At 64.9% G+C, this 25406-nt stretch carries 26 protein-coding genes, 1 tRNA gene and 1 other RNA gene; 14 read left to right on the top strand and 14 right to left on the bottom strand.

Translation table 11 applies throughout. The features are described from left to right. Positions 1-547 (top strand): ISL3 family transposase (locus ACP7AX_RS08920; RefSeq protein ID WP_426226154.1); only part of this gene is annotated, 547 nt, incomplete at its 5' end. 167 nt (positions 548-714) lie between these two features. Here ACP7AX_RS08920 and ACP7AX_RS08915 read toward each other — a convergent pair. After that, positions 715-1470: a hypothetical protein gene (locus ACP7AX_RS08915; protein ID WP_131682489.1), complete on the bottom strand. Its 756-nt coding sequence runs from the start codon at positions 1468-1470 to the stop codon at positions 715-717. 77 nt (positions 1471-1547) lie between these two features. Here ACP7AX_RS08915 and ACP7AX_RS08910 point away from each other — a divergent pair, with 77 nt between their 5' ends. Beyond that, positions 1548-2897: an MFS transporter gene (locus ACP7AX_RS08910; protein ID WP_426226153.1), complete on the top strand. Its 1350-nt coding sequence runs from the start codon at positions 1548-1550 to the stop codon at positions 2895-2897. 65 nt (positions 2898-2962) lie between these two features. Here the strand turns inward: ACP7AX_RS08910 and ACP7AX_RS08905 are convergent, their stop codons facing one another. After that, positions 2963-4027: a D-2-hydroxyacid dehydrogenase gene (locus tag ACP7AX_RS08905; RefSeq protein WP_426226152.1), complete on the bottom strand. Its 1065-nt coding sequence runs from the start codon at positions 4025-4027 to the stop codon at positions 2963-2965. A gap of 71 nt (positions 4028-4098) precedes the next feature. On the opposite strand from ACP7AX_RS08905, the gene ACP7AX_RS08900 reads away from it, so the two are divergent. The 3 genes from ACP7AX_RS08900 to ACP7AX_RS08890 are packed head-to-tail and all read left to right on the top strand — an operon-like array spanning position 4099 to position 6877. Beyond that, complete coding sequence (locus tag ACP7AX_RS08900; protein WP_426226151.1) at positions 4099-5010, top strand: NAD(P)-dependent oxidoreductase; 912 nt, start codon at positions 4099-4101, stop codon at positions 5008-5010. Between the two features lie 11 nt (positions 5011-5021). After that, the gene (locus ACP7AX_RS08895; RefSeq protein WP_426226150.1) at positions 5022-5792 is read left to right on the top strand and encodes an SDR family oxidoreductase; all 771 of its coding nucleotides are present in this window, start codon (positions 5022-5024) and stop codon (positions 5790-5792) included. Then, entirely contained in the window at positions 5792-6877 is a 1086-nt protein-coding gene (locus tag ACP7AX_RS08890; protein WP_426226149.1) for an L-idonate 5-dehydrogenase, read from the top strand. The genes ACP7AX_RS08895 and ACP7AX_RS08890 overlap by 1 nt, the downstream gene beginning before the upstream one ends. A gap of 12 nt (positions 6878-6889) precedes the next feature. On the opposite strand, the gene ACP7AX_RS08885 is transcribed toward ACP7AX_RS08890, so the two are convergent. Beyond that, on the bottom strand, positions 6890-7618 hold the full coding sequence (locus ACP7AX_RS08885) for an FCD domain-containing protein (protein WP_131682483.1): 729 nt from the start codon (positions 7616-7618) through the stop codon (positions 6890-6892). Between the two features lie 176 nt (positions 7619-7794). On the opposite strand from ACP7AX_RS08885, the gene gndA reads away from it, so the two are divergent. Next, a complete protein-coding gene (gene gndA / locus ACP7AX_RS08880) occupies positions 7795-9231 on the top strand; it encodes an NADP-dependent phosphogluconate dehydrogenase (RefSeq protein WP_426226148.1) in 1437 nt (478 codons plus the stop codon). Positions 9232-9448: 217 nt separating this feature from the next. On the opposite strand, the gene epsC is transcribed toward gndA, so the two are convergent. The 3 genes from epsC to msrA all read right to left on the bottom strand — a co-directional run bounded on the left by epsC (position 9449) and on the right by msrA (position 11598). Then, positions 9449-10033 carry a serine O-acetyltransferase EpsC gene (gene epsC / locus ACP7AX_RS08875; RefSeq protein WP_108598454.1) on the bottom strand — a complete coding sequence of 195 codons (585 nt, stop codon included), beginning with the start codon at positions 10031-10033 and terminating at the stop codon, positions 9449-9451. Positions 10034-10072: 39 nt separating this feature from the next. Beyond that, positions 10073-11008, bottom strand: coding sequence for a cysteine synthase A (gene cysK / locus ACP7AX_RS08870; RefSeq protein ID WP_426226147.1), 936 nt, complete (start codon positions 11006-11008; stop codon positions 10073-10075). 65 nt (positions 11009-11073) lie between these two features. Then, entirely contained in the window at positions 11074-11598 is a 525-nt protein-coding gene (msrA, locus tag ACP7AX_RS08865; protein WP_426226146.1) for a peptide-methionine (S)-S-oxide reductase MsrA, read from the bottom strand. Between the two features lie 123 nt (positions 11599-11721). Between msrA and ACP7AX_RS08860 the strand changes: the two genes are divergently transcribed. Together ACP7AX_RS08860 and ACP7AX_RS08855 are read left to right on the top strand one after the other, a co-directional pair. Next, positions 11722-12651: a Nif3-like dinuclear metal center hexameric protein gene (locus tag ACP7AX_RS08860; RefSeq protein ID WP_426226145.1), complete on the top strand. Its 930-nt coding sequence runs from the start codon at positions 11722-11724 to the stop codon at positions 12649-12651. Positions 12652-12729: 78 nt separating this feature from the next. After that, the gene (locus tag ACP7AX_RS08855) at positions 12730-13467 is read left to right on the top strand and encodes a zinc ribbon domain-containing protein (RefSeq protein WP_426226144.1); all 738 of its coding nucleotides are present in this window, start codon (positions 12730-12732) and stop codon (positions 13465-13467) included. A gap of 30 nt (positions 13468-13497) precedes the next feature. Here the strand turns inward: ACP7AX_RS08855 and ACP7AX_RS08850 are convergent, their stop codons facing one another. Continuing rightward, the gene (locus ACP7AX_RS08850) at positions 13498-14400 is read right to left on the bottom strand and encodes a hypothetical protein (protein ID WP_426226143.1); all 903 of its coding nucleotides are present in this window, start codon (positions 14398-14400) and stop codon (positions 13498-13500) included. A gap of 49 nt (positions 14401-14449) precedes the next feature. After that, positions 14450-15211, bottom strand: coding sequence for a YaaA family protein (locus ACP7AX_RS08845; protein ID WP_426226142.1), 762 nt, complete (start codon positions 15209-15211; stop codon positions 14450-14452). 57 nt (positions 15212-15268) lie between these two features. Between ACP7AX_RS08845 and rnpB the strand changes: the two genes are divergently transcribed. The 4 genes from rnpB to ACP7AX_RS08825 all read left to right on the top strand — a co-directional run bounded on the left by rnpB (position 15269) and on the right by ACP7AX_RS08825 (position 18605). Continuing rightward, positions 15269-15660: RNase P RNA component class A (gene rnpB, locus ACP7AX_RS08840), an RNA gene on the top strand. A gap of 270 nt (positions 15661-15930) precedes the next feature. Then, the gene (locus ACP7AX_RS08835) at positions 15931-17409 is read left to right on the top strand and encodes a glyceraldehyde-3-phosphate dehydrogenase (protein ID WP_426226141.1); all 1479 of its coding nucleotides are present in this window, start codon (positions 15931-15933) and stop codon (positions 17407-17409) included. An 80-nt stretch (positions 17410-17489) separates the two neighbouring features. Then, complete coding sequence (locus ACP7AX_RS08830; protein ID WP_131683913.1) at positions 17490-17699, top strand: hypothetical protein; 210 nt, start codon at positions 17490-17492, stop codon at positions 17697-17699. A gap of 108 nt (positions 17700-17807) precedes the next feature. Beyond that, a complete protein-coding gene (locus ACP7AX_RS08825; RefSeq protein ID WP_426226140.1) occupies positions 17808-18605 on the top strand; it encodes an HNH endonuclease family protein in 798 nt (265 codons plus the stop codon). Here ACP7AX_RS08825 and def read toward each other — a convergent pair. The 3 genes from def to orn all read right to left on the bottom strand — a co-directional run bounded on the left by def (position 18602) and on the right by orn (position 20116). Continuing rightward, positions 18602-19174 carry a peptide deformylase gene (gene def / locus ACP7AX_RS08820; protein WP_131683915.1) on the bottom strand — a complete coding sequence of 191 codons (573 nt, stop codon included), beginning with the start codon at positions 19172-19174 and terminating at the stop codon, positions 18602-18604. The two genes, ACP7AX_RS08825 and def, sit on opposite strands and share 4 nt — an antisense overlap. Positions 19175-19290: 116 nt before the next feature. Continuing rightward, positions 19291-19363, bottom strand: a tRNA-His gene (locus ACP7AX_RS08815). Positions 19364-19492: 129 nt separating this feature from the next. Further along, positions 19493-20116 (bottom strand): oligoribonuclease, encoded by a 624-nt coding sequence (gene orn, locus ACP7AX_RS08810; RefSeq protein ID WP_131683916.1) that lies wholly within the window; start codon positions 20114-20116, stop codon positions 19493-19495. Between the two features lie 163 nt (positions 20117-20279). On the opposite strand from orn, the gene mptB reads away from it, so the two are divergent. Then, entirely contained in the window at positions 20280-21836 is a 1557-nt protein-coding gene (gene mptB, locus ACP7AX_RS08805) for a polyprenol phosphomannose-dependent alpha 1,6 mannosyltransferase MptB (protein ID WP_426226139.1), read from the top strand. Between the two features lie 116 nt (positions 21837-21952). Next, positions 21953-22633: a hypothetical protein gene (locus ACP7AX_RS08800; protein ID WP_131683917.1), complete on the top strand. Its 681-nt coding sequence runs from the start codon at positions 21953-21955 to the stop codon at positions 22631-22633. A 39-nt stretch (positions 22634-22672) separates the two neighbouring features. Here ACP7AX_RS08800 and ACP7AX_RS08795 read toward each other — a convergent pair whose 3' ends face one another. Genes ACP7AX_RS08795 through ACP7AX_RS08785 form a run of 3 tightly spaced genes read right to left on the bottom strand, consistent with a single transcriptional unit; the run spans position 22673 to position 25296 of the window. Then, entirely contained in the window at positions 22673-23410 is a 738-nt protein-coding gene (locus tag ACP7AX_RS08795) for a DNA alkylation repair protein (RefSeq protein ID WP_426226138.1), read from the bottom strand. Positions 23411-23419: 9 nt separating this feature from the next. Beyond that, on the bottom strand, positions 23420-24184 hold the full coding sequence (locus tag ACP7AX_RS08790; protein ID WP_426226137.1) for an alpha/beta hydrolase: 765 nt from the start codon (positions 24182-24184) through the stop codon (positions 23420-23422). Then, positions 24184-25296: a substrate-binding domain-containing protein gene (locus ACP7AX_RS08785; protein ID WP_131683920.1), complete on the bottom strand. Its 1113-nt coding sequence runs from the start codon at positions 25294-25296 to the stop codon at positions 24184-24186. The genes ACP7AX_RS08790 and ACP7AX_RS08785 overlap by 1 nt, the downstream gene beginning before the upstream one ends. Positions 25297-25406 lie beyond the last annotated feature (110 nt).

Below are 25406 nucleotides of genomic sequence, written 5' to 3'. Positions count from 1 at the left end.
TTTCCACGTCGTGAAACTCGGATCGGCCATGGTAGATGAGGTCCGCCGCCGGGTCCAGCAGGACACTCTCGGGCACCGCGGACGCAAGGGCGACCCGCTCTACGGTATCCGCCGGACCCTGCAGATCGGCGCCGAACACCTCACTGACAAGCAATCAGCCCGACTGGACGCGAAGCTCAATGCCGGAGACCCCGACCACGAAGTCACCCTCGCCTGGCAGTGCTATCAGAAGCTCCGCAGCATCTATCACGCCAGGCCGGAGCGGGGCAGGGAACTCGTGAATGAAGTCATTGGGTCCTTCCCGTCCTGCCCGATCCCGGAAGTCGCCCGCCTCGGCCGGACACTCAAACAATGGAAGGCCGCGATCCTGGCCTACTTCGAAACGAACGGTGCCTCCAACGGCCCTACCGAAGCAATCAACGGCGTCATCGAAACCACCCGCAGAATCGCCCGCGGCTTCCGCAACTTCACCAACTACCGGCTCAGATGCCTACTCGCCGCCGGCGGCCACCGGCACTACCGGATCAAACAAACCAACCATGCGTAAATGCGAAGGGCCCGTTTAAGGACGATCCCAACGGCGGCCGTGTTTACGTCACGGGTGAGTTCTGAAGTCTCCCCCTTCTAACAGGTAGTCCCGGCCCTTGACGGGCCACGATCCACCAGAGCCCCGCACACCAACGGTGTGCGGGGCTCCTCTGCGCATTGCCGGGGTCAGCGGCCGCGCGTGCGGTTCTTGCTCTGCGTCTGGCCTTGGTTTACGTTCGCTCCACGGGTTTTGCCGGCCTTCGCGCCCTTGCCGGCGGCCGCGTGGGTGATCGGGTATTTCTGGATTTTCTCGCCCTGCATGCGCGCTTTGACTGCCTCTGCGGGTACCCCGGCTGTCACGAGCTGCTGTTCCAGCGCTGCACGGTGCTCAGCGGTGCCGTAGGGTGCCGCCGCACGGTCAGCCGCGACGTTGCCTGCCCGTTCGTGACCGGCCCCCTGATGGGCGGCTGTGTCGGCGTTGACCTCGGCAACGACGGCGTCGGGGTGGTGGGTAAGGAACTCTTCCCGGTACCACTCCTCCTCCGCGTGAGAGGGTCCGCGGTGTTCCTCGCGGGCGGATTCTTCCTTCGCCTGGTCGGCACGGGCGTACTCGGCCGTCGCAACAGCCTTATACCCCTCGGCGTCTTTCCTGGCCTCGGTGGAACCGAGGGTACTGACCTGGATTAGTGCCTCATCAGAGCCGCGCCCTTGCCGGGCAAGGAACGCCTGGCGGCGCTGCTCTGCGTCCCGTTCCCGCGTCTCGGCGCGGGCGGGTTCGCGGCCATCGAATCTCTTCTGCGCTGCAAGGAACTCCGGAGCGAACGGCCGCACCTCCGGTGAGCCGGCTCCCATCCAGTCCTTCACCAGCTGGTCCTTGGCCTGCGAGTTGCTTGCCTGGACCTGCCCCAAGACGTGGTCCTGGTAATCGGGGCTCTGATGCATGATGGCCCACCGCCCACGGGTGTCCTTGCTATCCCACCAGGCCAACGGGGGCCTGGAGTGTTTTTGAGGGAGTTCCTGTGACAACTCGTACTAAATCACCGCAGGCAGACCTGGATGGCGCCGTCGTCGATCCTGACCAGCTGCGAAGGGCAACACTTGCCAGTTCCGTAGGTTCCGCTCTGGAGTACTACGACTTTTACATCTACGGGCTGGCCTCAGCCCTCATTTTCGGACCGCTCTTCTTCTCGCCGCTGGGCGAGAGCGGTGCAGTCATCGCCTCCTTCGCCACCTACGGAGTGGGCTTCGCTGCCCGGCCGTTCGGCGGGGTGGTCTTCGGCTACATCGGCGACCGGTTCGGCCGGAAGATGGTCCTGATCCTCACCATCGGCCTGATGGGCATGGCCAGCTTCGCCATCGGACTCCTGCCCACTTTCGAGCAGGCCGGCATGGTGGGAGCCGTGCTCCTCGTGGCGTTGCGCATCCTCCAGGGCCTGGGCGCCGGCGCCGAGCAGGCAGGTGCCACCACCCTGATTTCGGAGGTGGCCCCGCGCCGCCGTCGCGGTTTCTTCGCTGCGCTGCCGTTCGTCGGAATCCAGCTGGGCACGCTGCTGGGCGCGGGCACCTTTGCCCTGATGGCGCTGGCAGATAAGGAAGTCCTGCAGGGCTGGCTGTGGCGGGTTCCGTTCCTGGCGAGCTTCATCCTGATTGTCATTGCCGTCTTCATCCGGCTCCGGCTCAAGGAAACCCCGGTTTTCCAGGAACTGGAGAAGCACAAGGCCGTGGCCAAGAATCCGATGGGCCACATCTGGAGGCACTCAAAGAAGAACGTGCTGATCGGCATCGGTCTCCGCATGGGTGAAAACGGAAACTCGTCCATCTACTCTGCACTCCTGGTGTCCTTCATCAGCCTGCCCGCCGGTGTTTTTGCCGGCGACAAGTTCATCGGACCCACGGGCCTGCTCATCGCCGCCGGGTTTGCTGCAGTCATGGTGGTCACGTTCGGCGCTCTGTCCGACCGCTTCGGCCGCGTTCCGGTGTACCGCTACGGAGCTCTCTTCCAGGCCGTCATCGCCCTGCCGGCCTTTTACCTGGTCACCCTGGGCAACGTCACCTTGGTCTGGGTGGTGATGGTGGTGGGCATTTCCCTGGGTGTGCAGTCCATGCTTGGCCCCCAGTGCGCCATGCTGCCGGAACTCTTCGGCGCCCAGCACCGCTTTACGGGGGTGGCGCTGAGCCGCGAGCTCTCTGCCGTTATGGCCGGTGGGTTCGCTCCAATGATCGGCGTGGCGCTGCTGGCTGCCACCGGCCACTCCTGGCTGGTTCCAGCCATCTACTCCCTGGTCCTGGCCTTGATTTCTTTCGGCACCACGTTCTTCACCCCCGAAACGGTGGGCCGTGACCTGGTCCTCGTGGAGGACGCAACCTAATACCCTGTACCCAAAAAGGCGGCCTTCCCACTCTGGGAAGGCCGCCTTTTGGTTTGGCAGGTAGATCAGTAGAAATGGACCGGGTCCACCAGATGGGGGAGGGTGCCGCCGTCGAGGAACGTGCGGAGGTTGCTGCAGAAGCGCTCTGAGATCAGGCGGTTCTCGGCCGCGCTGAGGGCCGATGTATGCGGTGAGACGAGTACCTTGGGGTGATCCCACAACGGACTGTTTTGGGGGAGAGGCTCCACGGCAAAGACATCAAGGCATGCGTAGGACACCTGGCCGTTGTTGAGGGCCTCGAGCAGGGCGTCCTCGTCCACAACAGTGCCGCGACCCACGTTCACAAACACGGTTCCCGGCTTCATCGCCGCAAAGACTTCCCGGCTGAACAGCTTCTCTGTATAGGGCGTGCCGGGCAGGGTATTCACCACGGCATCAGCGGTGGCGAGGAGACCGGCGAGGCCCTCATTGTCCGAAACCTCTTCGATCTCCTCGATCGGCTCCACCGTCCGCTTGGTCCCGCTGACCTTCATGCCCAAGGCGCGGGCGATGCGGGCCGTCTCCAGGCCGATTTCGCCGAGTCCGGTCACCACCAGGGTGGAGCCGCTGACCAGCCGGGTGGGAGTCCTCAGTTCGGGCCACACCTTGGCGGCCTGATCCTGGACCAGTTCGGCGCTCCGCTTGAAGCCGTTGAGGATCCCCAATGCGGCAAACTCCGCGAGGGGCAGAGCGTGGACACCGGCAGAGGTGGTGACGCGGAACTTGCTGAGGGTCTCCTGGTCCAGGCCGGATGCCTTGACGGCGCCCCCGGCCCCGGCAGCCATGGCATGCACCCATTGAAGCCGCGGATTCTCACGGGCGATGCGGGCAAGGCCTGCGGGGCTTTCGTTCGGCAGGCCGTACAGGACCTCCGCACGGTTGAGCATGGCCCAATATTGCTCTTCCTGTGCGGGAGTGCGTTTGAACCCGGGGTCCCCGGAATGGTCGGCCGGAAAACGTTCTGGTGGAAGCAGGTCCGGCTCATAGAGGACGGTTACGGACGGGTCTACGGCGCGGATGCGGTCCACCAGCTCTGCTTCGAGCGGGACGGCGATTGCGACAATGGTTTCGGTCGTCATAGTGTTCATCATACTGAATAGAGGCTAGGATATTGGACAGATTTCCCTTCATTAACCACACAACGATGTGAGTCGAGGCCACCTTGAACGAAAAAAGAGCGGGCTTTGTGGGCCTGGGACTCATGGGCCTGCCCATGGCGAAGAATCTGCTTTTGGCCGGGTGGAACGTCACGGCGTGGAACCGTTCACCCGGACCGATTGAGGAGTTCCAGGGAATGGGTGGCCGCAAAGCACCCGATGTCGCCTCGCTGCGGGACTTCCCGGTTATTGCCTTTATGCTTCCTGATCTTCCGTTCATCGAGGAAGCCGCTTCAGGCCTGCTGGTGAGCTGGGCAGAGACGCCACCGGCGGACGGCACGGCCGTGGTGGTCATGAGTTCTGTCTCGCCTGAAAAAGTCCGGGACTTCGGACGGCGGGTGCACGAGGCCAGCCACGGCCGCGCCGCCGTGGTGGATGCACCCGTGAGCGGGGGAACAACCGGTGCCGCCGACGGGACCCTGGCCATCATGGCCGGCGGCGCAGCTGAAGACTTTGAGCGGCTCGAAGCATTCTTTGGAGCAATGGGAACCACCGTGCGGCACATAGGCCCGCTGGGATCGGGATCGCTTGCGAAGGCGTGCAACCAGCTCCTTGTGGGAACCACGACGGCGGCGCTCGCCGAGGCAGCCGAGCTCGCCGAGCGTTCGGGCCTGGATCCGGCGGCATTGTTCGAAGTCCTCGCCGGCGGCCTGGCCGGCAGCCGCGTCCTGGATGTCGTGGGTCCACGGCTGGTCCGCAAGGACTACACCCCCACGGGACCTGCCAAGTTCATGCACAAAGACCTCTCCTTCGTCCTCGAAGCCGCCCAGGCGGCAGGTGCCGCTGTGCCGATGGCAAGAGCCGGCGTCGAACTCTATGCGGAACTGAAGCGCCAAGGACTCGGGGACCTCGACCTCTCCGCAGTCCGGCAAACCATCTCCAATCTGGGTGACCAACCCACAACCAAGACCAACTGAGGAAAGACACAATGACTTCACTTTTTGATCTGACCGGGCGGGTTGCTTTGGTGACCGGTTCGAGCCGGGGGATCGGCAACGCGCTGGCCCGGGCCTTGGCCGACGCCGGCGCGACGGTGGTGTTGAACGGCATCAACGCTGAGCGGTTAAAGGCTGCCGAGATGGCACTGACGGCTGATTTTGCGCCCGGCCGTATCCACAGCATCGCGTTCGATGTCACTTCCGATGCGGAGGCGGCCCGTGGCGTTTCGTGGGTGGAAGAGCATGTGGGGCCGCTGGAGATTCTGGTGAACAATGCCGGAATCCAGCACCGGGTGCCGATGCTGGAACTGGACGTGGCGGACTGGGAGCAGGTGATCGCCACTGACTTGACCAGCGCGTTCCTGGTGGGCCGGGAGGCTGCCCGGCACATGATTCCGCGCGGGCACGGAAAGATCATCAATATCTGCTCTGTCCAGACGGACCTGGCACGGCCCACCATCGCCCCGTATGTGGCGGCGAAGGGCGGGCTGCGGAACCTGACCCGGGCCATGACGGCTGAGTGGGCCGGGTCCGGTTTGCAGATCAATGGGATCGCGCCGGGGTATATCCACACGGAGATGACCCAGAATCTGGTGGACGATGAGCAGTTCAATGCCTGGATCCTGGGCCGGACCCCGGCGCACCGCTGGGGGACCGTGCAGGACCTGGCCGGCCCGGCGGTCTGGCTGGCCTCGGACGGCTCGGACTTCGTGAACGGGCAGACCATCTTCATCGACGGCGGCATGACGGTGGTGGTCTGATGTCACCGGATACAGCACTGCCTATGAGTGGCCCGGCTGTTGTGGCCCATGCCGCCAACGACGTCCGGATCGACGAACTGACCCTCGCCGTCCCGGCCCCGGAAGAGGCCGTCGTTGAGGTCCGGTACGGCGGGATCTGCGGTTCAGACCTGCACTACTGGCTCCACGGTGCGGCGGGGGAATCGGTCCTGAAGGCGCCGCTGGTACTCGGCCATGAGATTTCCGGGACCGTGGTGCGCGCCGCCGCGGACGGGACCGGCCCGTCCGCGGGTACCCCGGTGGCGGTCCACCCCGCCACCCCCGGCCCGGGGACCGGGCCCACAGCCGGCGTCCGGTACCCGGCGGACCGGCCCAACCTGTCCCCGGGCTGCACCTACCTGGGCAGCGCTGCCCGCTACCCGCATACCGACGGCGCGTTCGCCCGGTACGTGAACCTCCCCGCCCGGATGCTCCGGGCCCTGCCCGCGGGCCTGGACCTGCGCACCGCCGCGCTGATCGAACCTGCCGCGGTGGCCTGGCACGCCGTCACCCGGGCCGGGGACGTGAAAGGCAAAACCGCGCTGGTCATCGGCTCCGGACCGATCGGCGCCCTCGCCGTCGCGGTCCTCAAACATGCCGGCGCGGCGCACATCACCGCCGTCGACATGCACCCCAAACCGCTGGAAATCGCCACGGCGGTGGGCGCTGACGCAGTGATTACCGCGGGGAACGAGGCGGCGATCGCGGCCGTGCAGGCCGACGTCGTCATTGAATCCTCCGGCAGCCACCACGGCCTGGCCTCCGCTATCCAGGGTGCAGCCCGCGGCGGCACCGTGATCATGGTCGGGCTCCTGCCCAGCGGACCCCAGCCGGTCCTGATCTCCCTGGCCATCACACGGGAACTGGAGCTGAAAGGCTCCTTCCGCTTCAACGACGAAATTGACGACGTCATCACCGCCCTGGCCGACGGCACCCTCAACATCACACCGGTCATCACCCACGAATACCCCGCAGAACAAGCAATCGAAGCGTTCGCCATTGCCCGGAATTCCGCCGAATCCGGCAAGGTCCTGCTTGATTTCCGGCCGGTCAGTTCCGGTGCTTAGTTCCTGCGGCGCCTAGTTCCTGCGGACGGGGATGAATACCCGCGGCTGATCCGTCCAGGTACCGGACATCCGCGTCATGGTGCGGCGCATGATCCGCTCGGAGGCCTCCCTCGCAGCCGGAGCATCGCCCGCGGCCACTGCTTCGGCGAGGTCAACGTGCCACTGCAGCGCGCCCTCGTGCGGGTGGTCCGGCATCAGGCCATGAACTGTGCGTCCGGTCAGGGTTTCGGCCACCTGCCCCATCAGGTTGGCGAACATCTCGTTGCCTGACCCTGAGAGAAGGACCGAGTGGAACGCAATGTCCAAATCAAGGAACCGCGGGACGTCGCCGTCGTGCCCTGCGTCGCGCAGGGCGTGGGCGATGTCCACCAATTCCCGGCGCAGCGGCGCGGGGGCATTCCGGGCGGCCAGCTCCGCGGCGGCAGGCTCGACGGCGGAGCGGAGTTCCGCCAACGACCGCAACTGTGCGCCGCGGCCTTCGCTGGAGAGCCGCCAGCGGATGACCTGCGGATCAAACGGGTTCCAGCGGCTCGGCGGCAGCACCCGGATACCCACCCGCTTGATGGTTTCCACCAGGCCCAGCGACTGGAGAACGCGCACGGCCTCGCGGACCACGGACCGGGAAACCCGCAGTTCTTCTTCGAGGTGCTCGGCCAGCATGACGTGTCCGGTGGGCAGGTCGCCCGTGATGATCCGGGTGCCAAGATTCTCAATGGCACGGTGATGCAGGCTGGTCGACATGGTGTCAAGCCTAGACTGGGAAACGGCTGGCTGAGTTTCATAGAGTGGGCCCCGCTTTCCCGAAGCCGATTGAATATATATGCTTTATTCGGACCCTGTGGTTCGTGCCAGCGTGCTTCGCAATGAAAGCGGAGCCACCCTGCACATCCATTGCACACAATGAATTGGAGTTTTTGATGTCTGCACACATCGGTGTCACCGGCCTGGCGGTAATGGGCGCCAACCTGGCCCGCAACCTTGCCCGTAACGGTTTTACGGTTGCCCTGCACAACAGGTCAGTGGAAAAGACTGATGCACTTCTCGAAAGGCACGGTACGGACGGCGATTTCGTCCGCACCGAAACCCTGCAGGAACTGGTGGACTCGCTGGAGAAGCCGCGCCGCGTCCTGATCATGGTCAAGGCCGGCAAGCCGGTTGACTCGGTCATCGAACAGCTCGAACCGCTGCTGGAAGCCGGCGACATCATCATCGACGCCGGAAACTCACATTACGAGGACACCCGCCGCCGCGAAGCGGCCCTGGCCAAGAAGGACCTGCACTTCGTGGGCATCGGAGTCTCCGGCGGTGAGGAAGGCGCCCTCAACGGCCCGTCCATCATGCCCGGCGGTTCCAAGGAATCCTACGAAGCCCTCGGCCCGCTGCTCGAGAAAATCGCGGCGCACGTGGACGGCAAGCCCTGCTGCGCCTGGATCGGCACAGACGGCGCCGGCCACTTCGTCAAGATGGTCCACAACGGCATCGAATACGCCGACATGCAGGTCATCGGCGAGGCGTTCGACCTCCTGCGTTCCGGGGCTGGCATTGAGCCGGCAGACCAGGCCAAGATCTTCGAAGAGTGGAACAAAGGCGATCTCGCCTCCTTCCTGATCGAAATCTCAGCCCAGGTCCTCGGCCACGTGGACGCCAGGACGGGCAAGCCGTTCGTCGACGTCGTGGTGGACGCCGCAGGCCAGAAAGGCACCGGCCGCTGGACGGTCATCTCCGCCCTGGAACTGGGTTCGCCGGTCTCCGGCATCGCCGAGTCCGTCTTCGCCCGTGCCCTGTCCTCGCAGGCAGAACAGCGCAAGCTCGGCCAGGAACTGCTTGCCGGTGAGGAAATCGCCGTCGAGGTTCCGGACACCTTCGTCGAAGACGTCCGCCAGGCGCTGTACGCCTCCAAACTGGTGTCCTACGCCCAGGGACTGGACATGCTGACCTCCGCGGCCACGGAATATGGCTGGGACCTGAAGCTGGACGAGATCGCCTCCCTTTGGCGCGGTGGCTGCATCATCCGTGCCGAGCTCCTGAAGGACATCACCAAGGCTTACGCGGCAGAGGACAAGCCCGCCAACCTGCTGTTCGCCCCGGCCTTTACCAAGGCCATCGCCGATGTCCTGCCTGCTTGGCGCCGCGTGGTTTCCACCGCTGTGCAGCTCGGCATTCCCGTGCCGGTGTTCTCCTCCTCGCTGGCCTACTACGACGGCCTGCGCCGCAAGCGTCTGCCGGCCGCCGTGATCCAGGGCCAGCGGGACCTCTTTGGTGCACACACCTACGGCCGCGTCGATGCCGAGGGCACTTTCCACACCCTCTGGGGCGAAGACAAGTCCGAAATCGAAGCTGTGGACACCCACTAGGCTCCACGCACCCCAAAACTGCATAACGCTGCGAAACCTGCGGCCGGAACTTCCCGGATACTCCGGGAGGTGCCGGCCGTTGGCGTTCGGCGCCACCGGAGGTGTCCGTCCACCCAGGGAGTCCACATGTCCCAGAGGCTGCTGCCGGACCGGCTTTATGACGCGGCAGTGGCCTTGGTGCTGAGACGCATCGCAGGCCAGGCGGTGCAGGGAAGGTTCAGATCCGGTATTCGATGTCGTACTCGGCGGGGTCCACTGCCGGCTTTGTTTCGCGCTGGGCATCGCGGTGGCGCCATTTAGCGGGGACGCCGGTCACAATCGATTCCGGCGGGGCGTCCTTGACTACCACGGCATTGGCGCCAACGGCGCTGTCGCGCCCGATGGTGATGGGCCCCAGGATCTTGGCGCCGGCGCCGATGGTCACCCGGTCCTCAATGGTGGGGTGGCGCTTGACCTTGGCCAGTGAGCGGCCGCCGAGGGTGACGCCGTGGTAAATCATGACGTCTTCGCCGATCTCGGCGGTCTCGCCGATCACCACACCCATGCCGTGATCGATGAAGAAACGGCGGCCGATGGTGGCTCCGGGATGTATTTCGATTCCGGTCAGGAACCGGCCCAACTGGGATACCAGCCGCGCCGGGAACCGGAGGCCGGGATTCCGCCACATCTTGTGCGTCAGGCGGTGGATCCAGATGGCATGAAGCCCTGAATATGCGAAAAAGTTCTCAAAAGAACCTCGAGCCGCCGGGTCATGCGACCTGGCGGCGTCGAGGTCTTCTTTTAGTCTTGCGAAAAAGCCCACAAAGTTCTTTCTACAGGAAATGGGCCGACAGCTGTTGAATCAGCCGCGGATATCGTCATAGAGCACGGTGGAGATGTAACGCTCCCCAAAGTCACAGACGACGGCGACGATCAGCTTACCGGCGTTCTCGGGCCGCTTGGCCAGTTCCAGCGCGCCCCAGACGATGGCCCCTGATGAGATTCCGCCCAGGATGCCTTCCTTGACGCCAAGCTCACGGGCGACCCGTACGGAGTCCTCCAGGGTAGCGTCCAGCACTTCGTCATAGACGTTGGTGTCCAGGATTTCCGGGATGAAGTTGGCGCCGATGCCCTGGATCTTGTGCGGTCCGGGGGCGCCGCCGTTCAGAATGGCGGAATCCTTCGGTTCAATGGCAACGATCTGGACCTCGGGCTTGCGTTCCTTCAGAACCTGGCCTACGCCGGTGACGGTGCCGCCGGTGCCGATGCCGGCGACAAAGATGTCCACCTTGCCATCGGTGTCGGACCAGATTTCCTCGGCCGTTGTGGTGCGGTGGATCTCAGGGTTGGCCTCGTTGGCGAACTGCTGGGCCCAGATGGAGTTCTCCGTGTTGGTCACGATTTCCTGGGCCTTCTCCACAGCGCCGCGCATTCCCTCGGAGCCCGGGGTCAGGACAATCTCGGCACCGAAAGCCCGGAGCATCACGCGGCGTTCGGTGGACATGGTTTCCGGCATGGTCAGGATGACCTTGTAACCGCGGGCTGCACCCACCATGGCCAGGGCGATGCCGGTGTTGCCGGAGGTGCCTTCCACAATGGTGCCGCCGGGCTTGAGGGCGCCGGACTTTTCTGCGGCGTCAACGATGGCCACACCGATGCGGTCCTTGACGCTGTTGGCCGGGTTGTAGAACTCGAGCTTGACGGCGACGGTAGCGTCCAGGCCTTCGGTCAGCCGGTTCAGGCGGACCAGCGGGGTGCCGCCGACCAGCTGCGTAACATCGTCATAGATCCGTGCCATGTAGATATGCCTATCTCTCAAGTGTGAATACTGAGGTCAGCCTAACGATGGGGGCGCGGCGGCTGCTAAGCATTAAGCCATGCAGAGTAATATTTCCTGGCCTTGGCGAGCTTCGGATTGATGATCACCCGGCAGTAGCCCTGCTCGGGGTACTTGGCGTAATAGTCCTGATGGAAATCCTCCGCCACATGGAAGCGCGGCAGCCGGCTGACCTCGGTCACGATCGGATGTGCCCACAGAGCCTGGTTCCGCTCGATGGCTTCCTCGAAGAGGATCTTCTCCTCAGTGGTCTCATAGAACATGGAAGACCGGTACTGGGTGCCGACGTCGTAGCCCTGCCGGTTCAGCGTGGTGGGGTCATGCAGGGCGAAGAACATGTCCAGGATGACTTCGGCCGGAACAACATCCTCATCGAACGTGACAGCCACAACCTCGGCGTGGCCGGTGGTTCCGCTGCAGACCGAGTAGTAATCGGGGTTGGGATCGTGGCCGCCGGTGTAGCCCGAAATCACCGAGCTCACACCCTTGGTTTTCTGGTACACGGCGTCAAGGCACCAGAAGCAGCCTCCGCCTAAAACAAAAGTTTTCATGACCTCTTCAATGGTTGAGAGTCCCGGATGATTCCCGGGGCCCACCTTACGGGACTGTTTCCGGATACCGATGGGACGGTCCTCCATGCGGGTGGGAACGCCGGATGGGGTAAAACTGAGTCTATGGAACCTGTAGACAGCGGCCTCAAAGATGCGGACAAGCTCGACGACGGCACCGCGTCCGCGGACGATGCGCAACCGCAGCAGTCAGAACCGCCCACGCTGGGACAGCTGCTGCTGGCCGTGGAAGAACTCTGGCCGGAGTCGCTGGCTGAAAACTGGGACGAAGTAGGGCTCGTGGCGGGACGCCCATCTGCGCCCGTCACGCGGGTGATGTTCGCCGTTGATCCCACGCTCGAGGCGATTGACGAGGCCGTGGAATGGGGTGCCGAGCTGCTGATCACCCACCACCCGCTGCTCCTGAAAGGCGTCACCTCAGTTGCCGCCACCACGCCGAAAGGGCAGGCCATCCACCGGCTCATCGAGTCCGGGACGGCGTTGCTGACGGTCCACACCAACGGTGATTCCGCCGTCGGGGGTGTTTCGGATGTCCTCGCCGACGCTTTGGGCCTGGAGGGGGTTGTTCCGCTGACGGTGGCCGCCAACGGACTGCCCGAAGAGGGCATCGGGCGGGTCGGTGAACTGCCGGAGGTGATGAGCCTGGGGGATTTCGCGGCGCGGGTTTTCGGCATCCTGCCATCGGTAGCCGGGGGAGTGCGGGTTTCCGGGGACAAGGACGGGCTGGTACGCCGGATTGCGGTCTGCGGCGGCGCGGGCGACTCCCTGTTTAACGAGGTCCGGGCCAGCAACGCTGATGTCTACGTGACCGCCGACCTCCGCCACCACCCGGCCTCGGAGGCGCGCGAAGCTGCGGTGAACGGCCGCCCGTACCTCATTGACGTCTCGCACTTCGCCAGCGAATGGCTGTGGCTGCCCGCTGCGGCGTCCGCGCTGGGCAACGTGCTCGCCGATCAGGGGCACGATGTGGAGATTCAGGTGAGCAGCACCAACAGCGATCCGTGGGACTTCATCCTGACTCCGGGCGGGGACTGAGGTCTACGGGGACTAGAGTCTATAGAGCGCCTGCAGGGTGCCCGGCTCCGGCCGGCAGGGATCAAGCGGAGGTATCAGTTGGCTAAGGCAGCACCGGCGGAACAGTTGAAGTTGCTCGAACTGCAGGGGCTGGATGCGAAGCTCAAATCCCTTTCAAGCCGCCGCCGGGCCCTGGAAACCGATCCGCGGATCGAGGACCTCCAGTCCGCCTTGTCCGTGGCGAACGGCGAACTGGGTGCAGCCAAAATGGCCGTCCACGACGCCGAAACAGAACTCAAGCGGTCAGAGGCCGACGTCGAACAGGTCGCCGCCAGGATCGAACGCGACGAAGCACGCCTCAACAGCGGAACCGGGCTGTCCAAGGACCTGGTGGCCCTGCAGAAGGATATCGCCTCGCTCAACAAGCGCCGCTCGGACCTTGAGGACGTGGAGCTGGAGGTGATGGACCGGCTTGATTCGCTTCGCGCGCGGCAGGCCGAGCAGCAGGAGATTGTGGACAAGATCCAGGGCTCTTTCGCGGGTATCCGCGCGGAGCTCGACGAAGCCCTGGCCGAGGTTGAAGCGGAAGCCACCGTGGTCCGCGGCAAGCGGGCCGAGTTTGCCACCGGGCTCGACGCCGGGATGCTCGCTGTTTACGAGAAGACCCTGGCCAAGCGTGGAGTCGGCGCGGCCCGGCTGTTCCACGGAACCTCTGAAGCGTCCGGAATGAAGCTGAGCCCCGGCGATCTTGCCGAGATCAAGGCAGCCTCTGAGGACGACATCGTCTTCTGCCCTGACTCGGGCGCCATCCTGGTGCGCTCCGCCGAGTGGAACTGACGCCCTCACGCTGAGGTGGCCCGTGCCTGGTTAGGGCAGCCCGTCCACCCGGCCAAGGCCGCATCTGGCGACGATGTATCCCCAGAACAACAGTGCGTGCGGACGGGTTCCGCGCCAGCTCAAGGGGACAGAAGCGCCACTCTTCTCGACGACGGCAGCTGTCCACCGGCGTCGAACCAGCCCGGGCCGGCGCAACCGGAGCCTGTCAACAAAGGAATAGGGGATCCATCTCCCGGCATGGCTCTTCGCCAGGCGGATGGCGCGGGCTGAGGTCACAGTGGCGCGCTGGAAGCGCGGGTTCTCGCTCAGGTCCAGCGGGCCGTGCGGAATGGTCCCGGCGGGCAGGATGAGGATGCCGTTCCGGTTGACCCAGATTTGAACCGGCCGGCCTTCACTGGTGGCATCCCCCGAAACCAGCCGGCACAGGTCGTCGTCTTCGGGAGGTTCCACAGCCTGTTCCGGCCGTGCTGCCAGAGCGGTGGGGACGGGGCTGGCCGGGGCGCTTTGATAGCCGGCGGGGGTGGCTCGTTCACCCGCGGGATGCGGGTCATGGGCCCTCCTGTTGGCAGCGGCGACAGCCTGAATTGTGGCTGCGCGCAGTCCATCGGCACACAGCCGGGGCGCGTCGACGGCGAAGACTTCGCGATCGAGCTGGACCACCGAGCGGACGCCGGTTTGTTCTTCCAGCAGTTCCGCCACATCGTCGTGATCGGGGCGGATGAGGAGGCCCACCGCGTCCTCAAGTTCCACCCGCCAGCCGTGGTGGGCCACTTCGGGTTCGTCTTCGGCCTCGATGGAGATCCACTCTGCGAGCTCAGCCGGCTGGACCGGCCTTTCCAGGTCCGCGGTGAGTGGCAGGAGGAGCCCCGAGCGCTCGACCGCCTCAGTGGTGTGAAGAGCACAGACATACTTCTTCAGTGGGTGGTGCACCATTCCCATCCGTCCTTACACGAGCAGCGGCCGTCGTCCGGCACACGCGAGTCTATGTCAGGATGATGTTCAAAACGTGGGGCTTCCGCGTTGAGCCGTCCACCAGTTCAGCTTCCCACTTCTCGCGTGCTGCCTTGAGCAGTTGCGACGGCGTTTGCGGGGCTTTTCCTCGGCGGACCAGCAGGTGCCGCGCCAGTTCTCCGCGCGTGTGCTTGGCAAAGTGGCTGACCACCTTGCGCACGCCGCCCGTCTCGGTGAAGACGTTGACTGCCACCGTCTGCTCCGGCGCGGGTGCCCAGGCTGCCGAATAGGTGCTGGAGCGGCAGTCCACCAGCAGGTGTCCGGAGGATGCTCCCGCGAGGGCGTCCGAAAGCTGCGGTTTCCAGAACGAGGCGAGGCGGCCGACGTCGGGCAGTGACGTTCCCATTGACAACCGGTAGGCCGGGACGCTGTCCCCGAAGCGGATGGCGCCCCATAGCGCGGAGATCACAACAACGGCCTCATCCGCTTTCCGGCGTTGCGCCGGGGTCAGGGTTTTGTAGCCGAGGGCGTCATACAGGACCCCTGAATAGATCTGGTGCGCAGGAGCGGCCGGTTCCGCGTGCAGCCGGGTGTTGCGTTCGACGTCGTTCTTCAGTGATGCGCCGACGCCCAGCAATGAGAGGGCATCCTCGTGGGCGCTCACCGTTCCCAGCGACTCCAGGACCTTGGCGCGGTACGTGTTCAGTGCCGGAAAGCTCAGGGAAGGCCAGTCGACGGCGGATCCCCGGACCGCGGGGGTCTTGCCTTCAGAGGGGGGGAGCAGAATCAGCACCGTACGATCCTACCGGCGCCGGTGGCGCCCCTTTCCAACGGTAGACTGGACGGCGGATGGGTTGACCAGGCGGCCGCGCGTCACGCAAGTGGCTCGAGGAACGTCCGGGCTCCGCAGGGCAGGGTGGTGGGTAACGCCCACTCGGGGTAACCCGCAGGCCAGTGCCACAGAGAACAGACCGCCTGCATCGCGCCGGTTTGAAAGCGGCACGAAGCAGGTAAGGGTGAAACGGTGGTGTAAGAGACCACCAGCTTCCCGGGTGACCGGGAAGGCTAGGTAAACCCCACCCGGAGCAAGGCCAGACAGGACACGTTTGAGGGCTGCCCGCCCGAGTGTCCGGGTAGGCCGCTGGAGGGCGTCGGCAACGGCGTCCGTAGATGGATGGCCGCTACTCCCGCGCTGGTAACGGCACGGGAGCACAGAACCCGGCGTATCGGTCAACCCATCCATCATTCTTTGCAGCCGCTTGGCCGTTCGCAGTGTGTGAGTGACTTCACTCCACCCGGGGCGTTCCGCGGGTCGCCGCCAGCCTAGAATGGACACTGAACGTAGAAGTTCTGCCACCGGAGCTGCGTTCGCACCCGGTGGTTTTTCTTTGCGCTTCGCCACGGCGTCCGGGGTGGACCGAATCCCCGCTGATGCTTGCGCCCCGGAGCACCTCCGGCGGCCGACAACCGCATACGAGGACGTATTGCGGCTGACCCGAGGAAGGTAGTTCTGTGAGCCAGACATCAGATTCTTGTCTTGATACGTGGATGGGCCGGGAGGCTCTCGCCGAGGCCATGATTCCGGTGATCGGCCGGCTGTACCGCGAAAACAATGTGGTGACGTCCATCCACGGCCGCAGCCTGATCAACAAGTCCACCATGAACATCCTCAAAGCGCACCGTTTCGCGCGCCGCATGAGCAAGGACGAGCTGCTCCTGGAAGAAACCGCGCCGCTGCTGAACACCCTGGCCGGCCTGGAACTCGGCGCTGCTGCGATCGACATCGCGCGCCTCAACCAGAAGTTCAAGGCTGAAGCCAACGGTGCCACCCTGGAGGAATTCCTCCGCGCCGAACTGGCCGAAATTGTTGGCCGGCGCGGCGGCGATGACCGCACCAGCACCGACGTCGTCCTCTACGGCTTTGGCCGGATCGGGCGCCTGCTGGCCCGCCTGCTCATCGAAAAGGCCGGCGGCGGCCACGGGCTGCGCCTGCGCGCCATTGTGGTGCGCCGCGGCTCGGACAAGGACCTCACCAAGCGCGCCAGCCTGCTGCGCCGCGACTCGGTCCACGGCTCCTTCGAAGGCACCATCCGCGTTGACGAAGATGCCAACACCATCACCGCCAACGGCGTCCAGGTCCAGGTCATCTACTCGGACAACCCCGCCACGATCGACTACACCGCTTACGGCATCCACAACGCACTGGTGGTTGACAACACCGGCCGCTGGCGCGACGCCGAAGGCCTGTCCCAGCACCTGCAGAGCAAGGGTGTTGCCCGCGTTCTCCTCACGGCGCCGGGCAAGGGCGCGCTGAAGAACATTGTGCACGGCATCAACCACGGCAGCATCGAGGATACGGACCAGATCGTCTCCGCCGCCTCCTGCACAACCAACGCCATCACCCCGGTCCTGAAGGCCATCAACGACAAATTCCGTGTGATCCACGGGCATGTGGAAACTGTCCACTCCTTCACCAACGACCAGAACCTGATCGACAACTTCCACAAGGGCGACCGCCGCGGCCGTTCCGCAGCGCTGAACATGGTCATCACGGAAACAGGAGCGGCCACTGCCGTAGCGAAGGCGCTGCCCGAACTCGAGGGCAAGCTTTCCGGCAGCTCAATCCGTGTGCCTACCCCGGACGTGTCGCTGGCCATCCTGAACCTGAGCCTGGAAAACGGCACCACGAAGGATGAGGTGAACGACTACCTGCGCCAGATGTCCCTGCATTCGGACCTGCGCAAGCAGATCGACTACATCGACTCGCCCGAGGTTGTGTCCACTGACTTCGTCGGCTCACGGCGTGCCGGCATCGTGGACGGCCTCGCCACGATCTCCAACGACAAGAACGTCATTCTCTACGTCTGGTACGACAACGAGTTCGGCTACAGCTGCCAGGTGGTCCGGGTCATGGAAGAGATGGCCGGGGTCAACCCGCCCTCGTTCCCTGCCAAGGAGTCTGCCGCTGCCCTGGCCGCAATCGCCGTCTAATCCGGAGCGCCTGACGGGCTGCCTGGAGATTCCCGGCTGATTCGCTGGAATCGGCCGGGAATCGGGACCACACTGGTGGCATGGAAAATGACTCAACCCTCCAGCATGAGACCACTCTCGAACACGCCCTTGACGTCGCCAAAGCCAACCACAAGGAAGCCGTCAGGCTCCTGGACCAGGCGCGGGCGGCGAGGAGTGCCGGGGACATCGGCGAGGACCGCGTGCGCCAGCTCGAAGCACTCCTCAAGCTGGCCGAGGAAGATCTCCGGCGGGTGGCCCGGGAGCAGTAAACCACCGCGCGGGCCACTCCTCCTCCCCACTGTGGATATCCGCGCTGCTGTCAGTGGGGTGGCCTAGGCTCTTCTGGTGAACTATCTTTCCGGAAGGGCCGGTTGCCCATGACCGTCAGCTGGACCGCCTACCGGCGGGCGCGCCGGCGCTCCAGGCAAGCGTGGGCATTACTCGTTCTGCTTGCCGTGTCCTTGGTGGCGTCGGGCGTTTGGTTTTTCACCGCAGGGCAGTTCGCTGCTGCCGAACCGGCCATCGCCGGACCATCGGAGGTGCCCGTCTTTGACGGGACCTTCATGAAGCCGGTGATACCCATGAAGCCCGTGCCGCAGGGCAGGGCGCTGGCTGCCCTTGAGGGGTTGCCCGTCAAGGGGCGTGCAGCAAAGGACAACTACCAGCGGGAGGCGTTCGGCCAGGCCTGGCTGGACGTGGACCGGAACGGCTGCGATACCAGGAATGACATCCTGCGCCGCGACCTCATTGCCGTGGTCTTCACGGAAGGCTCCAAATGCCGGGTGGCGTCCGGCGCCATCCACGAGCCCTACATCGGGCAGGCAGTGGAATTCCGCCGCGGGTCCGAAAGCAGCAAGGAAATCCAGATCGACCATGTGGTGGCCCTTGGTGACGCGTGGCAGAAGGGCGCCCAGGGACTGACGTCGAAACAACGCCAAAGCCTCGCCAATGATCCCCTGAACCTGATAGCCGCGGACGGTCCCGCCAACCAGCAGAAGAGCGCGGGGGACGCCGCTACCTGGCTGCCCAAGAACAAGAACTTCCGCTGCCACTATGTTGCCCGGCAGATCTCGGTCAAGGCTTCTTACTCGCTGTGGGTCACGCAACCGGAAAAAGATGCCATGAAGCGGGTCCTGGATTCCTGTCCGGAGCAGCCCACCATCACAGCGGGCTAGTGACCGAACGGGTCCGGATCCACACCCGGCATCCACGTCAGCCCCGGAACTCCCCAGCCGCTTTTTTTGGCCTGCTTCTTGGCCTTCCGGGAATAGCGGTCCAACAGCTTGTCCACATAAAGTTTGCCGTCCAGGTGGTCGTACTCGTGCTGGATCACCCGGGCAAACCATCCGGTCGCTTCGAATTCGACCGGCTCCCCATTGCCGTCAAGGCCTTGCACCCGGGCCCAGTCCGCGCGTTTGAGCGGGTACTGGCCACCGGGGAAGGAGAGGCAGCCTTCTTCCTCTTCATCAGGGTCCGGCAGGGCGCCGGAAACCTTGGACAGGGTCAGGACAGGGTTTACCAGGACTCCGGCGGGCGGGGCGCCGTCGTCGTTGGCGTATTTGTACACGAAGATGCGTTTGCCCACCCCCACCTGGGGAGCTGCCAGCCCAACCCCGTTGGCGGCGTCGTTTGTTTCAAACATGTCCGCAATCAGGGTGCGCAGTTCGTCGTCGAACACCTCCACCTCGGCGGCACGGCGGTGCAGCACCGGTTCGCCCCAGATGGTGATCGGCAGAACAGTCATGTCAGGCGGCCCTTCGTGCGTGCGGCGTGACGCCGGCTTTTGTGCAAAAAAATGGAGGCCGCACCGGATATCCGATGCGGCCTCCTGACAAACGGCTGCTGATGCCGTCCTGCAAGGGTGAGCTACGGGGGTTGAACCCGCGACCTCCTGGACCACAACCAGGCGCTCTGCCAACTGAGCTAAGCCCACCATGTGCCTTGAAGATTCCCGGGCGTCCGGTCCTCTGGAAAGGCAACTCAAATAGCTTACCTGCTGTTGAGGGGTGCTCGTGCCACTTTTGGGGATTTCACCAAAGTTTCCCCCAAAACGTGGTGCAGATTACTGCTCGGGCGTGGCCGTTCCGCCGGTGATGCGCTTGGCGATGTCCCGGGCCGTGATGCTGTCAGGTCCCGGGGCGGGGACAAAAACGGCCTCGCGGTAGTAGCGGAGTTCGTCAATGGAGTCCTGAATGTCGCCCAGCGCGCGGTGGCCGCCTTTTTTGGCGGGGGACTGGAAGTACGCCCGCGCAAACCAGCGCCGTGACAGTTCCTTGATGGTGCTGACATCGATCACGCGGTAGTGCAGGTGCTCCACCACGGCCGGCATGTCGCGGGAGAGGAACACGCGGTCGGTTCCCACGGAGTTGCCGCCCAGCGGTGCCTTGCGCGGGTCCGGCACCCACTTTTCGATGTACTCCATGACCGCGGCCTCGGCTTCGGCCATGGTCTTTCCGTGCGGGAGTTCCTTGAGCAGCCCGGAACGGGTGTGCATGTCGCGGACGAAGTCATTCATCTGGGCCAGGGCAGCGTCCTCGGGCTTGATCACCACGTCAACACCGTCACCCAGCACGTTCAACTCCGAGTCCGTCACCAGGGCCGCCACCTCGATCAGGGCGTCGGTCTTGATGTCCAGGCCGGTCATTTCGCAGTCGATCCAGACGATGCGTTCGTTAGATATAGGCACTGGACCAGCCTACCGTTCCGCCCCGGCTCAACCGTCCGATGCTAGGATTTCGGGTACAGAGGGGCGTGGACGTGGCCGCTGTGCTGTGCCTTTGCGGCCGGGGCGGCCCAAGCAGCCCGTTGGGGGCCGAAGCGCTGAATGCAAAGAGAATGGACGATCTGAGATGACGGCGCCTGTGCCTGCAACGGGGGAGAGAGCCGCCGCTGTGGTCCCCGGGTCCGTCGCGGGGGAAGTGGACAACGCCAGATCCCCGATCCTTGCCGGGTTTGCGGGCTCGGTCCTCATGATGATCGGGTCATTGGGCGTCGGCTGGCTGGCGCCGGTTTCCGAGCTCCGTCGGGTGCCGGTCTTCATCTGGATGCGCACGGAGGCCGTGGGGGTTGCCCTGGCCATCGTGCTGCTTGCCATCGGCGGCATGCTCCTGGTGCGGTCCTGGCTGCGGCTCGGCCAGCGGGTCCGGGTCTGGGGACCCCAGGCACGCAAAGCGACCCTGCAGGCGGTTGCAGCCTGGGGCCTGCCGATGATGTTCACCGTCCCCTTGTTCAGCCGTGATGTCTACGCCTACATCGGCCAAGGCCGGCTGATGGTAGAAGGGTTCAATCCCTACGAGAACGGCATCTCCGCGTTATCTAACTACTTCCAGCTTGGCGCCGACAAAATGTGGACCGAGGCCCCCGTGCCCTATGGCCAGCTGTTCCTATGGATAGAACAGTTCGTGGTCTGGTCCACTAATGTCCACCCGGAAGCCAGCGTGATGCTGTTCAGGCTTGTTGCCCTCGCCGGCGTGGTGCTCTGCATCATTTACGTGCCGAAGCTGGCCGAGCTGCACGGCGTAAACCCCCACCGCGCCCTGTGGCTCACCGCGGCCAACCCGTTGTTCCTGACCAACTTCATCGCCAGTGTCCACAACGATGCGCTGATGATCGGCCTGGCACTGGCTGGGCTGTACTACTCCGCCACCCGCCGCGCGGTCCTGGGCATCGTCCTGGTAACCCTGTCCATTGCGGTTAAACCCATCACCATCGTCTTCCTGCCGTTCATCGGACTCCTCTGGGCAGGGAAGAACGCCGGCTGGTCCAGGAAGTTCCTCTTCTGGACGCTCACCGCTGGCCTGAGCCTGGCCATTCTCTATGCACTGAGCCTGGTAAACGGCTTCGGCTTCGGCTGGATCAACGGGCTGTCCGCCCCCGGCAGTATCTTCATCTGGTACGCGCCGGTGGGGCTCGTCGGATTGGTGGTTGCCATCATCTCCAACGCCTTCGGCTTGGACGGCTGGACCCTGGCGGGCTGGGTGTTCGACGCCGGCAAACTCCTCGCCGTGGGGATCGTCGCGTTTCAGATCTTCAAGGGTGACCATGACCGCCTGATGCGCCGCCTGACGCTGGCCTTTGCTGCCGTGGTGGTGCTGGCTCCGATGATCCAGTCCTGGTACGTGGTCTGGCTTATCCCCTTGTTTGCGGTGACCGGCATCAGAAACGACTGGCAGGTCAAGGCGTTGTACTTCATCGTCTCGTTCTTCATGATCTACGCCATTTCGGACCAGCTGGAGGTTTTCCCCTACCTCCAGACAGAAGACCTCGGCCTCGCCCTGGTGCTGGCACGGGTCGCTGCTGCGGTGACAGGTCTGCTGTTTGGCCTGTATCTGATTTTCTGGGATCCGCGCACCCGCCGCCTGTTCCGCAAAACCCACGACCCCGTCGTCGAACGCCCCGTTATCTAGCCCGCCGGTGTCCGCAGGTCAGTGCACCCGCTTTCTTGTGACGGGGCTTTCGACTCTTCTGCCGGCACTGTGCCGCACCTAACGTCGAAGCATCCCGGTTCATGAGGAGGTGCCCGATGGGCAGTTCACACCCGCTGCGGACCGGACGGGCGATGCGGACCGTGGTGGGCGTCTTTGGACAGTTGGCGGCACTGGCCGGCATGGAACATGGGCTGGGGGAGATCCTCCAGGGCCCGGTGGCGCCCGAAGGCGTGGTGATCCGTTCCTGGCCTGGGCACGAAGCGTTCGAGATCGTGGGCGGTGAGCCCGCGATGACGCTGATCCCCAATTTGTTGGTTTCCGGAGTCCTCACCGTGGTGGTCTCCACCGTTCTCGCGGTCTGGGCAGTCACCGGGGTTCAGCGCCGGCACGGATCCTTGGTGCTGGTGGGGATTTCGCTGCTGCTGCTGGCTGTGGGCGGCGGCTTTGGACCGCCGCTGCTGGGTGTCATCCTCGGCATCGGGGCATCAGGACCGGGGGTTCCGCCGCGGAAGCCTGGCGCAAACACCCGCGTGATGGCCAGGATCTGGCCGTGGGCGCTGGGTGCCGGAGTGACGGGCTACCTGGGATTGGTTCCGGGCACGCTTGCACTGCACGCGGTGTGGGGATCCCCGCCGGACGCCTTAGTGTACGGACTCATAGCGATGGCCTTCAGCGGCGTACTCCTGGCGCTGGCCGGGGCCCGTGCCAGATATCGGCTCGATGCCTGGCCTGCTCCCGCCCGGGCCCCGCGACGGCGGTCCGGGACGTTGCACTGATGCGGACTTTCGTGGTCTGGCGTCCGCTGAGGCTGCCAATCACCCGCCCGAGGTAAGGGTGGAAGAGGCCGGCAGGTTCCGGAGGGCTTCCTTCCGGGACAGTGGACTCAGCTGCGTGCCGAGTTCGGCGACGAAGCCACGGACCCACTCGGGTTCGGTTTTGGCGTATTCGCGCAGCGCCCAGCCGATGGCCTTCCGGATGAAGAACTCCGGATCGGCCAGGTTGGGTTCGATGACAGCCCGTAACAGGTCCTTGTCGGTGCCGGCCTTCGCCTTCAGCTGGGCAGTGATCGCGGCCCGGCGGATCCAGAAATCGGCGTCCCTGCTCCAGTCGAGCAGCACCGCGGTCATCATGGGACGGTGGGATTCCAGCAGCCCGCACAGGCGGTTCGCCACCCCGTCCACGAAATCCCACCAGGCTCCAGTGCGGATGATTTCCTCGTAGAGGGGAAGCATCAGTGCATCTCCGGCCACCATTCGAAGACCCGTGAGATCAATCGCCGCATACCGCTCCTCCCTGGCTGCGGCCGTGCGCCAGAGATCCAGCACCGTGGAGCGAAGCTGGCCGGCGGAAGTGAACGGATGGGAAGCGGCCGCGGCGAGTGCCAGCCGCCTCACTTCCGGCACCCTGACGCCCAGGGAGGGCAGGGTGGACTTCATGTACGCCTGGACGCCGGCCGCGCGCACCGGGTCCGCCCGTGCCAGCAGTTCCGCCCGGACGGCGTCCAGTACGTCAACATTCGGCGTTTCAGCGTCCGGCACTTGGTTCTCCCGCATGGGGCAACTCTAGGGGCTGACGTTCCTGCCTGCGGCAGGCTCCTGAGCCCACCCCATCCGGTTCAGCCAGGCGGCGCACAGGGCTGTCCACTGGTCCGGCCCCGGAACGTCCGCGGCAAGGCCCAGTCCGTGGCGCCCGTGCGGAAACACATGGAGTTCGGCCGGCACCCCGGCGCGGGCCAGTGACGCGGCGTAGGCGAGGCTGTGATGGACGGGCACCGCTTCATCATCGGCAGTGTGCCAGAGAAACGCCGGCGGGGTAGTGGCTGTGACATGGAGCTCAGCGGACATCCCGCGCAGCAGATCGTCCGACGGCGACGCGCCCAGCAGGTTGTCCACTGACCCCTGATGGGGCTCGTCCAGGCAGGACACTACGGGGTAGCACAGGACTGTCAGATCGGGGACCGCTGCCCGGACATCCAGGGTGGCACTCCCGGTGGCAGCCGCCGTGGACAGGGTTGCCGCCAGGTGACCTCCCGCAGAGAAGCCCAAAACCCCCACCCGCGTGGCGTCCACAGTGAGCCCCAAGGCACCTTCGCGGATGCGCAACATGGCTTCCTTGGCATCCTCGAGCGGGGCAGGGTGACGGTGTGGAGCAACCCGGTACCGCAAAACGTAGGCGTGGATTCCCAGGCCTGCCAGCCAGCTGGCCACAGGTTCGGCCTCGTGGTCGGCCTGGCGCGCATATCCTCCACCGGGGAGGACCAATACTGCCGGCCGGGGCGCCGAAGACGAGCCGAGGTCCGGGACGGCTGTGAACGATCCGGGGAGCATCAGGCTACTGTTTCGGTGCTGCGCCGGAGCGTGACCTGACCGGTGACAGGCGTTAACGCGGCACCGTCACTGTCCCTGCCGGCGGCACTGCGTGCCGCCTGCCGGCCGATTTCCTCAAGGGGAAGGCGGACAGTCGAAAGGGCGGGGCGGAAATCCCGCAGGGTCTCGATGTCGTCAAAACCTGCCACGGTGGCGTCCCGCGGGATCCGCAGTCCCTGGGAGCGCAAGGCGGCGGCGGCCCCGATGGCCATGACATCGTTGACGGCGAAAATGCACAGCGGCTTAGTTGAGCCTGCAGATGTGGCGGCCGGGGGCGGGTCACCCTCAGCTGCGGTGGTGCCCGCTGATCGGGCAGCTTTGATCCTCGCAGCAAGCGTGAGCCCGGCGTCGTAGCCGCCGGACCTGTTGAAGTCCGTCCTCAGGACCTCCGCTGCCGGCCGGCCGGCAGCCTTCAGTCCTTCCTGGAACCCGCGGATCCGGTCATCGGAGGTGAGCAGGCCCGCCGGACCGCCGATGATGACAAAGTCACCGCCGCGGGTGGCGGCAAGTTCGGCCGCGAGCTCCGCGGCCAGCTCTTCATTAGGTACCTGAACCACGTGGTAGCCCTCTGCGGCGCTGGCGCCGATCACCGCGTGGCCAACAACTGCCACCTGGCCTCCGTTGCGGCAGTAGCGGTCCAATTCGGCGGCGAGTTCAGCGTTACCCGCCCGGTCCTCAGGACGGGACATCCGGGATCCGGCAATCACTATCGAATCCGCCCGCCGGGCGGCAAAGGCTGCCACGGCCTCCTTCTCACTCTCCGGAGCACCTTCAGTACTGGCCAGAAGCACCATTTTGCGCTGTTCCCGGGCGGCTTCCTGCACACCGCGGGCGATCGCGGAAAAGTAGGGATCGGCGATGTCATGCACGATCAGCCCGATCAGTCCGGAACTGGATTTGGCCAGTCCCTGGGCCTGGGCGTTGGGAATGTATCCAAGGGATTCTGCCGCCTGGCGCACACGGTCTGCGATGTCCTTGCCCGGCGTGCGGGCGGACCCGTTCAGGACACGGGAAGCTGTGGCCGGCGAGACGCCGGCCAGCCTGGCCACCTCGGTAAGGGTGCTTGCTGCCACGGCTTCTCCTGTTGTTGTCCTTGTTCGGCGCTGTTGGCGCTGGCTTCATTATGGCAGTTTGAAACTGCCGGGGGAAAGCGCTTGCCAAGTAAGGATCCGGTGGTGCATCA

Origin of the sequence: Pseudarthrobacter sp. DSP2-3-2b1 (assembly GCF_049895945.1) — a bacterium.
GTDB lineage: Bacteria > Actinomycetota > Actinomycetes > Actinomycetales > Micrococcaceae > Arthrobacter.
Note: the sequence above shows the minus strand (reverse complement) of the source record. Positions and strands in the feature narration are given on the sequence as shown.